The 11,559-nt window shown below is 51.2% G+C and carries 8 protein-coding genes; all 8 read left to right on the top strand.

Annotated elements, in window-relative coordinates; all coding sequences use genetic code 11:
- Positions 1-63 precede the first annotated feature (63 nt).
- The 8 genes from HAV38_RS09440 to HAV38_RS09475 all read left to right on the top strand — a co-directional run bounded on the left by HAV38_RS09440 (position 64) and on the right by HAV38_RS09475 (position 11,559).
- Positions 64-552 (top strand): DUF3450 domain-containing protein, encoded by a 489-nt coding sequence (locus HAV38_RS09440; RefSeq protein ID WP_168054786.1) that lies wholly within the window; start codon positions 64-66, stop codon positions 550-552.
- Positions 553-945: 393 nt separating this feature from the next.
- A complete protein-coding gene (gene glnL, locus HAV38_RS09445) occupies positions 946-2,028 on the top strand; it encodes a nitrogen regulation protein NR(II) (protein ID WP_168054788.1) in 1,083 nt (360 codons plus the stop codon).
- 91 nt (positions 2,029-2,119) lie between these two features.
- The gene (ntrC, locus tag HAV38_RS09450; RefSeq protein WP_168054790.1) at positions 2,120-3,688 is read left to right on the top strand and encodes a nitrogen regulation protein NR(I); all 1,569 of its coding nucleotides are present in this window, start codon (positions 2,120-2,122) and stop codon (positions 3,686-3,688) included.
- Between the two features lie 169 nt (positions 3,689-3,857).
- Complete coding sequence (locus HAV38_RS09455; protein ID WP_168054792.1) at positions 3,858-4,619, top strand: metallophosphoesterase family protein; 762 nt, start codon at positions 3,858-3,860, stop codon at positions 4,617-4,619.
- A gap of 65 nt (positions 4,620-4,684) precedes the next feature.
- Complete coding sequence (locus HAV38_RS09460; RefSeq protein ID WP_245182293.1) at positions 4,685-5,320, top strand: glutathione S-transferase; 636 nt, start codon at positions 4,685-4,687, stop codon at positions 5,318-5,320.
- Between the two features lie 79 nt (positions 5,321-5,399).
- Positions 5,400-5,741, top strand: coding sequence for a YkgJ family cysteine cluster protein (locus HAV38_RS09465; RefSeq protein ID WP_260326389.1), 342 nt, complete (start codon positions 5,400-5,402; stop codon positions 5,739-5,741).
- A 519-nt stretch (positions 5,742-6,260) separates the two neighbouring features.
- On the top strand, positions 6,261-7,832 hold the full coding sequence (gene glgA, locus HAV38_RS09470) for a glycogen synthase GlgA (RefSeq protein ID WP_245182296.1): 1,572 nt from the start codon (positions 6,261-6,263) through the stop codon (positions 7,830-7,832).
- Positions 7,833-7,965: 133 nt separating this feature from the next.
- Positions 7,966-11,559: an alpha-1,4-glucan--maltose-1-phosphate maltosyltransferase gene (locus HAV38_RS09475; protein WP_168054798.1), complete on the top strand. Its 3,594-nt coding sequence runs from the start codon at positions 7,966-7,968 to the stop codon at positions 11,557-11,559.

Below are 11,559 nucleotides of genomic sequence, written 5' to 3' on the forward strand. Positions count from 1 at the left end.
GGTTTGTCAGGACGGTCTTGTTTGACATAAACTATCGTCTTCATTGCAATGCGAAGAGAATCTATGAAATACCTCATTCCCGGAATTCTGATGATTGCGACCCTTAGTGCAAGCAGCGGTTCTGTTCATGCCCAAAGCAATATTTTTCTATGTGTCGATGCCCAAGGCATCAAGGAATATAAAAATACAGGTGACACCAAGGGGTGCAAGAAGGTCGATTTGCCGCCCCTGACCGTGTCAACACCACCGAGGTCGTCTGCCCCCGCTGCGGTCAACAAACCGCAACCGGTAACGCCGCCGGATTTTCCTAAAGTAGATGGTGGCACCCAGAAAGCGCGTGATAATGATCGTCGTCAGATTTTGCAGGATGAGCTGCGCACTGAGCAGAAGAAGCTAGCAGAACTACAAAAAATTTATAACAACGGTGCGCCGGAACGCCAGGGCAATGAGCGCAATTACGCCAAATATCAAGAGCGGGTAGAGTCAATGAAAGAAGAGCTGACACGCACCCAAAAAAATATCGAGGCCCTCAACCGGGAACTGTCGAATTAAAAACTCCGGACTTGTGCAAAACCGCCGTAGCGGCGGTGCGCTTTCCTTGCCCTCTTGCGTGGCCCGGTACCACCATATTGTCTGCCTCGGCAGGGTTAACCTGCCCGTGCTGGGTAGATCTTGCGTAAATCCCAATCATGGGGTGACTTTAGTGGGTCGTTTACATGGAATGAATGCTATCGTTAATGCGATATCTGGTGCTCACAATCGTCCATGCGTTTGAAGATTATTTCAATTGCTGGGTATCCACACTTTGTCTTCACGACGCTCGCTGTAGTTCCGAAAAAAGCCTATTTTTATCTGCAACGATTCTCCTTAAGAATTTGATTACAATTTGCTTACAGCGGGTGGGCGATAAGAACGCTCCACATTTTGCTTTTATGAGAGTTTTGTATGAAAACGAAAACCGCACTACCAACCGGAACCGAAGGACTTGAATTACTCGCCTCTGCGGTTCTACTGCTGGACGGAGAAGGTCGGGTTGCATACGCCAATCCGGCGGCAGAAAATTTGTTAGAAAGTTCCATAAAAGCTTTGAGACAACAGAAGATGACTGATTTGTTTCTCAATGGGGATCAGTTGGTGCAGGTGTTTGAACAAGCCCTGGCACATCAGTTTGATGAAATGCGGCAGGATTTGATATTGGACCGCATTGGGCGGGAACCGCTTTGGGTCGATACGATCGTCACTGCGCTTGAGCGGTCAGACACCCCCGTTCTTCTGGAATTGCGTGAAAACGTGCAGCAACTCAAACTGGAGCGCGAAGAGCGATTGCTGGATCAGAGTCAGGTCAATAAGGAGCTGATTCGCAATCTTGCGCATGAGATTAAAAATCCGCTGGGCGGTATCCGCGGTGCGGCGCAATTATTGGAGCTGGAACTTCCGGAGCGCCACCTAAAGGAATTGCGCGAATACACGCAGGTCATTATCAAAGAAGCAGATCGCTTGCAAACGCTGGTGGACCGTTTATTAGCACCGCATCGTTTGGCACATATAGTCAGTGATGTAAATATCCACGAAGTCTGCGAGCGTGTGCGTAGCTTAATGATGGCCGAGTTCCCACATGGTTTGACTATTCATCGTGATTACGACTTGTCGCTCCCACAATTTCGCGGTGATAAAGAGCAACTTATCCAGGCAATACTTAATATTGCGCACAACGCGGCACAGGCGTTAGCGGATCGCATCCAGGACGGCGATGCAGACCTGACGTTTCAGACCAGAATTGTGCGCCAGGTGACACTGGCAAAGGTACGTTATCGGCTGGCATTAGACTTGCATATCATTGATAACGGTCCGGGGATTCCCCTTGATATCCAGGAACGTATTTTTTATCCGCTGGTGTCGGGGCGTGACGGTGGTAGTGGATTAGGGCTAACGCTGGCGCAGACGTTCGTACAGCAGCACCTGGGGGTGATTGAATGTGAAAGCCGCCCAGGATTCACCGATTTCAGGGTATTGATTCCGCTACCTTAATGTTCTGCACAGTGACGCAGGACAAAGAGTGGCGGCGAAAAGCTCTTCGACAGAATGCTAACTGCAACATTTATTGAAGCGTGGAATAACTATGAAACCAATTTGGATTGTTGACGACGACGAATCGATAAGATGGGTGCTTGAAAAAGCACTGGCTCGCGAAAATCTGGTCACTAAAAGTTTTTCTAACGCACGTGATGCGATGGATGCGTTGCAATCCAGCACGCCGCAAGTACTGGTTTCCGATATTCGGATGCCAGGGACATCGGGCCTGGAGTTGTTACAAACAATCAAAGCCCAGCATCCTGGGGTACCGGTTATTATCATTACCGCGTTTTCCGATCTTGATTCCGCGGTCGCTGCATTTCAGGGCGGCGCGTTTGAGTATCTGGCAAAACCGTTTGATCTGGAGAAAGCAGTTGAACTGATCCGGCGCGCGCTGGATGAAAGTCTGCGTGAAATTAATATTGAGCAAGCATCCGCTGAGACGCCCGAAATCCTTGGCCAGGCCCCTGCCATGCAGGACGTGTTTCGCGCGATCGGACGTCTATCGCAATCCCATGTAACCGTCTTGATAACCGGAGAGTCCGGCACCGGTAAAGAGCTTGTCGCGCGCGCTTTGCACAAGCATAGTCCGCGAGCATCGCAACCTTTTATTGCCTTGAATACCGCGGCGATTCCCAAGGATTTACTTGAGTCCGAACTGTTCGGTCATGAACGCGGTGCTTTTACCGGCGCCCAGGCATCACGGCGTGGCCGCTTTGAACAGGCCGAAGGCGGCACGTTATTTCTCGATGAAATTGGTGACATGCCTTTTGATTTGCAAACGCGCTTGTTAAGGGTCCTGTCGGATGGGCATTTCTATCGCGTGGGCGGTCATCAATCGCTAAAAGCTAATGTGCGCGTCATTGCTGCCACCCATCAAAATCTGGAAACCCGTGTACGCGAAGGTTTATTCCGGGAAGACTTGTATCATCGACTCAACGTAATTCGTCTGCGCTTGCCGAGTCTACGCGAGCGACGTGAGGATATCCCGATTCTGACACGGCATTTTCTAGGGCAAAGTGCCAAACAGCTTGGCGTAGAAAGTAAGCGCGTTTCAGACAATGCGATGCGCTTTATCAGCGGCCTTGATTTGCCCGGTAATGTACGCCAGTTAGAAAATCTCTGTAACTGGATTACCGTAATGGCACCCGGTCAAACGGTAGAGATCAAGGATTTGCCGCAAGAATTAATGGTCCAGAACGATAAACCGCTGGCCCATGAAACGATCAGCGGTGGAAGCGGTGGTAGCGGTGGTAGCATTAATAGCGCCGTATCAACAGCGCAATTCGATCCGCATGTGTCATCGGGCTCTGGTGCAGCAGGGACGGAGGATTGCATTCGATCTGGCAGATCGCCGGAGACTGCCTCTCCCATTGTGGTCGATAGCAAAACCTGGGTCAGCCTGATTGAAATCGAGGCAGCCACCATGCTGGTGCGTGGCGATACCGACGTAATGGATGTGTTGGGGCGACAATTTGAGTCCGCACTCATCAGGATCGCCCTCAAACATACGCATGGTCGCAAAAACGACGCAGCAATCAGATTGGGAATCGGTCGCAATACCATCACACGCAAGATTCAGGAACTGGGAATCGCGGGTGCCAAGGATGACTAGTGTGCGGTTTGGCACTAAAAGAGCAGGCAACCGATCACGTAACCAAACCAAAGAAAATAGTAAGTGAACGCAGCGCAGCAAAGGAGTAAAGATAGTGAGAACAGCACAACACGATTGCCGTAGTGTTGCATATGTCCTATAAAATACACCCCATTATGCAAAGTACGCAATGCGCCTCGCTATCCTGTCCGATTTGCACTTGACCGTCGCCGACATGCCGGTTCCATCCAGCGATTGCGATGCCGTTGTTTTGGCCGGCGACATTGCGCGGCCCCAGCAGGCGATAGACTGGGCGCGTCAATGTAGTGTTCCGGTCCTTTATGTTCCCGGCAATCACGAGTACTACGGCGGTAGCCTAAGCGGTACGCTGTCGACCTTGCGCGCTCTGGCTGCGGGGACAAATGTTCATATCCTTGAAAAAAATGAAATCTGTTTGAGCGGCGTACGCTTTCTTGGGTGCACCCTATGGACAGATTTTCGTCTGGAACCTTCCTCCGAGGAGCGCGACGCAGCGATGGCGAAAGCCAGCGAACTGGTCCGTGATTTCAGTCGTATCAAGCTTGATATCGAAAGCGACGAATTATTAACCCCCGCTGTGTCACGGCAGAATTTCGACCAATCGGTAGCTTGGCTGGAATACAAATTTACTCAGCCTTTTGCCGGTACAACCGTGGTCCTCTCACACCATGCCCCAAGTAAGGGTAGTATCCATCCCAAATACGAAGGCTCACCTTTAAATGGTTGTTTTGTATCCGATCTGGAACAAAAAATATTGTCTTGGCAGCCTGCATTATGGATACATGGGCACTTGCACGATAGTTCTGATTACCAGATGGGCGCGACGCGTGTCGTCTGTAACCCGCGTGGATATGTCCGCAATGGCGTGACAGAAAATCCACAGTTTGATCCGCGTCTCGTAATCCAAATATGATCAATTCAAACATGAGGAATGCAGGACTATCAATTCAGGCATGATTAATTTGGAACAATTTGGACATGAACAATTCTGACATGAGCGCTTCTGCGCTTCCTATGCTTTATACTTTTCGCCGTTGCCCCTATGCGATTCGGGCGCGTTTGGCGATTAAAGTTAGCGCAGTACCTGTGCAGATGACTCAGGTCAGTTTACGCAGTAAGCCGCAGTCGATGCTGGACTGTTCACCTAAAGGAACTGTGCCCGTTTTGCAGCTGATCGACGGGACAGTCATCGACCAAAGTCTGGATATCATGCGGTGGGCGCTGGCGATTAATGATCCACTACAATGGATGAGGGGACGCAGTGCGTTGGAACCGGACATGGTTGGATTGATCGACCGAAACGACGGTGCCTTCAAGCAAAACCTTGATCGTTATAAATACTCGCAACGATTTCCCGGGTTTTCTGCCGCTCATTATCGGGCACAAGGATGCACCTTTTTGGCCGAGTTAAATGATCGTCTCTCCGGTCAGTCGTACTTGAGCAGTGACCGGCCTGCATTTGTAGATATGGCGATATTCCCTTTTGTCCGCCAATTCGCGCATGTGGATAAAGTATGGTTTTACGGACCTGACAATGCCCATACGCAAGTGATTCGATGGCTGGATGGGTTGCTTGCATCGGCGCTGTTTATTGCGGTGATGGAGAAAATATGAATCTTCTTTTTTCACCCATTAATGTTATTAGTTATTGCTTCTCACATCTTAATGCAGGGTGTGCGTGATGTCGGATGACATGCAAAAAATCAGATTTTTTCGCACACGTATTCCAACGTTTAAGTGCGTTCCCGGATGCCATGATTGTTGTGGCCCGGTTAAGGCTTCATCTGAGGAAATGGCGCGCTTGCCAGTGAAGAGTGACTTAGAGCATGACGTGGCGCTTGCCAATTTAAGTTGTGCACATTTGGGTGAGGGTGGGTGTGAGGTGTATGTTGATCGACCTATTATTTGTCGATTATTCGGTACCACGCCGCGCCTGAGTTGTCCGAACGGTATGCGCCCTGCTGATATGATTGATGTCCGGATCGAGCAAAAGATTGAACGGTTTTTTCGGGAAGTTCGGCATGTCCTGGTGTGAAATAGTTGTAAAAATTTCTGACCCGATTGTCCTATATATGAATTATTTTTTGTGCCATTTGATCGCGGCTTTTATAGCAATTTGTTGGAGTTGAAACAATCGTTACTTCGGAAAAGCAGGTCGGAAGTGTCCTGACAACCACGCGTTTTTGCTCGTCGAAGTGCCTTTTTCATTGTTAATAGCCCTTATTTTCCATCCCGCCTACGCGCAATTCTCTGCTCGCGCTGTCCCTATTCCTACACAAAAATCAGCGTAACGCCGATAGTGGCATTACCTCGTGCCCGGTAAGATTTAAAAATGTATGTCGCAATGTGCTGAATAAAAAAGTCTCATAAAGACTTGCTCGTCGATGAGTGGGTTGGTTGGTCAAAGCAAACGCAATAATAATCGCAGATTGGCTCGGCTCGGCGTTAACACGCGCCGTGCAGTCGCATGTCCCATGACGTTAATAATAAGAAAAGCATGTAGTCCTGCTGGACCGCATCGCATCCGCAATTCAGATGAGAGGAACTTACTTTGATGCCCCGTGTTTTATTCGTTACCTCAGAGGCAGTCCCTCTTGCAAAAACTGGCGGTTTGGCCGATGTCATTACCGCGTTAGCCGCAACGTTGCGCACGCAAGGTATTGACGTCACTATTCTGATGCCAGGGTATCCGTCTGCATTAGATGGTGCGAAAAATCTTACAGTAATTGGTTCTTTCGATGATTTTCCTGGCGGGTCCGGGAGGCTAAGGGCTGGCGTAATTCCGGACATCAACGTTCCCGTCATCCTTCTGGATACAGAGCGATTTCGTGCATGCACGGGTAACCTTTACGTAGATCAGGATGGTAGGGAATTTGCCGATAACGCGGTCAACTTTGCCTCGCTTGCCTACGCCGCAATAAAGATTTGCGCTGGCCGAACGACCGCCGAGAAGCCGCATGTTGTACATGCGCACGACTGGCACGCGGGTCTGATACCGGCGTTACTCCGTACACATAATATAAGTGATATCGGGACCATTCTGACCGTTCACAATCTTGCCTTTCAGGGCAATTTTCCGCTTGCCTCAGCCGCAGCGTTGGGACTGCCCCAAGAGATGTTGAACGCGGACGGTGCCGAGTTTTGGGGACAGGTAAGTTTTCTGAAGGCGGGAGTTCGTTACGCCGACAAAATCACGACCGTCAGTCACGCGTACGCCCGCGAAATCCTGACACCGCGCTTCGGTCATGGATTTGAGGGACTTTTGAATCAGCGCAAAGAGGCCATATCTGCTATCCCTAATGGCATCGACATTGATATGTGGAACTCTGCTACGGACCCGCTGATAGCGCGCCGCTTTTCAAGCAACGATATGAAAGGAAAAATCGTTTGCAAGCGCGAGCTGAAACGTTTATTTAATTTAACCCCGATCAATGAGTTTGCGCCGGTATTGGCGTTGGGTAGCCGCATTACGCACCAGAAGATGGCCGATGTCGCATTAGCAGCGTTGCCGACGATTCTTCAAAATCAGCCTTATTTGCAACTGGCGGTCCTCGGGTGTGGTGAACCTGTCTATCACGCTGGTTTCAGGCAATTGATGGAGCGCTTTCCCGGGCGGGTTGGCCTGCATCTCGGCTATGACGAAAAGCATGCCCATGCGTTGCATGCCGGCGCTGATATGCTATTGCATGGCAGTCGCTTTGAGCCATTTGGATTGACCCCTCTTTACGCCATGCGTTACGGCACTATTCCTATTGCCTCGCGCGTGGGCGGCCTTAGCGATACGATTACCGATGCCGGCACGGTTGATAATATCGCCGCAAACGCTAACGGCGTATTGTTCGATGGTGAAGAGCCGCAAGACATGATTGACGCGGTTGATCGCGCCTTTCAGATTTATTCTCATACCGCAGCGTGGCACAAGCTCCAGATGAATGCCATGTCCGTCGAGTGTGGATGGGATACCTCCGCCCAGCAATATATTGCGTTGTACGGGCAAGTCGCTGCGGCGGATACCAAGCATTTATTTCTCGACGAGATCGCCCCAAGGCGCGAGCGGGAGCCACTGCAACAATTCAGCAGAGGGCAAGCCAAACGCCAAGTTATCGGAACCCGTAAATCTGGCTAAATGCATCTGGCTAAGTGCAATGTTGGTTGATGCGGCGTTACAGCATTGTCGTCGTTCGTACCAACGACGAATATTATGATTGAAATCGTATTTGGCTCCTCCGGTAGGCGTCAAATAAGAACTGGATGAGTGTATGCAAGCATGCTTTTCTCCTCGCATTTACGCGTTGCAACCTGCGGTATGGTTATCACCTCCCGGGAACGATGTAGTCTATTTGGCGACTATCGATAAGCATCTTGAGCGATGTGTATCGATGGGGTTCGATCATCTGCTATTGATTCTTTCTTCGCAGTCTCTCTCTGCTAATGACGTCACGATGGCGAACAAGGGGGGCGCGACTTCTATGACAGATGCGGCGCTCGCCCGCGTGCATCAATTGGCACCAGCTTGCGCCTCTCGCCAGCTCAACCTCCTGATAGATTTAACCATTGACCGCCTGGATGCAAGTGATCCGCTAGTGTTAGCCCATCCTGCATGGTTCACCCGTAGTGCGGACGACGGCGAATCTGACGACTCGCCGTTGCCGGATCCCCGGATTGATCCGACCACTGCCACGGGCATGTTTGCACGGTTTGACCGAGACGATGTGGTGGAAGGATTGCTCACGCATTGGCAGGCCCAGATATCAGTATTGAGGGCATCGGGTGTTTCAGGCTTTAGGTGCCCTGGGGCAGATTTTGTGCCAGCATCTTTTTGGAAAATATTGATTGCAACCGCCAAAGAGGACGCGCCGGATACGCGCTTTATTAGTGGCCCTAGTGAGCGCCCACCGGTTCATGTCGGCGTGCCGGAGTCGTGCGGTTTTGACGCCAGCCTGGTGCAAGCAATCGGGCAGAATTATGCGTCGCAGCAGTTTGGGGTAGGGCCAATAATTCCTGTCGTCGCGTCTCCGAACGCATCGCGTTCAGCGCCTTATTCGGACGAGCGTGGGACGCAGCGGCGGTTCGAACATGAGATCGAGCATGAGATTGAGCATGAGATTCAACATAAGAAGGCGGCAAGGCGACGCTCGATGCTGCACGCTTTACATTTTTCTAGCGCTGTCGGCGATGGCATACTCATGCCGATGGGGTTTGAATATGGCATCGACGCGACGCTTACCACTGGTGCCGATTTCGACGCGCTGCGGTTGGCAGGGGGGCTCGACATAACGGCAGAAATCGCGCACGCGAATAAATTAATTGCCACGCTTAATCTAGCGCTGAACGGCGCATCATTAAGGGTATTAAGCAGTCCTGGCGCGCCCGTGTTAATTTTGCATCGGGTAATGGCCAGCAAGTTATCCGGAGCAGACCGCGACGGGAAAAAAAGCGGCGTTTTTATACTGGCAAACCTCGATAGCTACCGCGATCACGCCTTAAGCCGTTCTTTATGGCAACAGCGGGCAGCTGGCTATTTCCCTGGCGCATTGCTGTTAGATATCTCCAATGCCGACATCGAAACTCCGAACGCAAAGGCGGCTACGGCGGTCAACGATACGGTGTATCTGGTTGCTGGAGAAGTACGCATCTATACCGCTTTGTATGCACAACCGATATTGATGCCGCGCGCAGATGAGAAGCAAGTGTACAGCGCGACCCGCGCTCCGCGACTTGCGATTGAAAAGATAAGTCCCGCCGTAGATAACGGGCGATTTCCTGTGAAATGCCTTGCGGGCGAGTCCATCCGGGTTGAAGCAACCGTGCTGATTGATGGTCACGAAAACGTGGCGGTGGTCTTATTGACGCGCGCAGCCGATCAGACCGAATGGCAGCAGACACCGATGCGCGGATTGGGAAACAATCGATGGGCAGCGCAATTTCCGCTCATCAGATCAGGTCGTCATTTCTTTGCGATCGAGGCGTGGTATGACACTTTTTCTAGTTACCGCGAGCAACTGCAAAAGAAGGTTAATGCTGGTTTGGACGTCGCGCTTGAAATAGCCGAGGGACGCCTGCTGATCAAAGCAGAAATTAGCGCAATATCCAGATTTAGGCGCGGGCGTGGAAGCGCCACCAGCAAGCTGAAGATCAGTGACGCGTTGCGGGATTTAAAATTACTGGACGCTGCACTCAACGCTACCAAACCTGACATAAAGGCGGCCCCCCCAAACCTTGGCAACGTCACCGATGCAGATACTCCGGATAAAGCAAACAACACATCCGCGCAAATACAGCTTTTACTGTCCCCTGAAACAGCGGAATTGATGGCCAGCGTCGACCATCGGCCATTTGCGCTAAGGTCCGAAACGCAACCGGTGGACGCCGAACGCAAGGCGGCGCAGTACGCCAATTGGTACGAATTATTTCCGCGCTCACTGAGTGGTGATGAGGCCGTTCATGGCACCTTTACCGATGTCATCAAGCGGCTTCCGGCGATCCGCCAGATGGGATTTGACACGCTGTATTTTCCACCGATCCATCCCGTCGGTCGCACACATCGCAAGGGCAAGAATAACGCTACCACCGCAGGGCCGGATGACCCGGGCAGTCCTTACGCAATCGGCAGCGATGAAGGTGGACATGACGCGTTGCATCCGGCACTCGGGACGATAGAGGACTTCAGACAGTTAGTGCAGGTTGCGGCAGAGCATGGGATGGAACTGGCGCTTGATTTTGCGATCCAGTGTTCGCCCGATCACCCATGGTTGCGGGAGCATCCGGAATGGTTTAACTGGCGTCCCGACGGCACGATTCGCTATGCAGAAAATCCTCCCAAGAAATACGAAGATATCGTCAATGTCGACTTTTATGCAACGGGCGCAATCCCGGACTTATGGATCGCCTTGCGCGATGTGGTGTTGTTCTGGCTGGGTGAGGGGGTTCGTCTGTTTCGGGTCGACAACCCGCACACCAAGCCTTTACCTTTTTGGGAGTGGCTGATCGCAGATACGCGCGGTCGTTACCCTGATGCGGTGTTTCTGGCCGAAGCATTTACCAAGCCCGATATGATGTATCGGTTGGCTAAAATCGGCTTCTCGCAATCGTATACCTATTTCACCTGGCGTCATTCCAAAAACGAGTTCATCGACTACCTGACCGAGTTGACCAGCCCGCCCCCCAGCAATTTTTTCCGTCCGCATTTCTTCGTCAATACACCGGATATAAATCCTGTTTTTTTGCAGCGATCCGGTCGCCCGGGGTTTTTAATTCGTGCCGCACTGGCGACTATGTTATCGGGATTATGGGGAATGTATAGCGGATTTGAATTATGCGAGGCGAGTGCTGTAACCGGAAAAGAAGAATATCTGGATTCGGAAAAATACCAGATTCGCGCCTGGGACTGGCAGCGGCCCGGCAATATCATTGCGGAAATAAGCTTACTCAATCGTATCCGGGCCGCTAACCCCGCGTTGCAAACGCATCTGGGGATTCAATTTTATCAAGTCTCTAATCCTAATATTCTGTATTTCTCCAAGGCCACCCCTTGCGACGATGAGATCAACGGTGCTTACGACTTGGATCGCCCCAGTCGATTTGGCGATAACGTCATTTTGGTAGCGATTAATCTCGATCCATTTTCTGCGCAGTTTGCCGAGATTGAGTTGCCCTTGTGGCGCTTTGAACTGCACGATGATGCTGAACTGCTGGTAGACGATCTGTTGACGGACACCCGGTTCAGCTGGTTCGGAAAGATGCAGAAAATTACGCTTGACCCATACACGCAGCCATTTGCAATCTGGCGTATTTCTGCGCCTGTATTTGCGCCTGTTTCGCCAGCAAGCCCGACACGCTTATCAGGAGCCTGA

The sequence above is a fragment of the Glaciimonas immobilis genome, from assembly GCF_011947285.1.
GTDB lineage: Bacteria > Pseudomonadota > Gammaproteobacteria > Burkholderiales > Burkholderiaceae_D > Glaciimonas > Glaciimonas immobilis.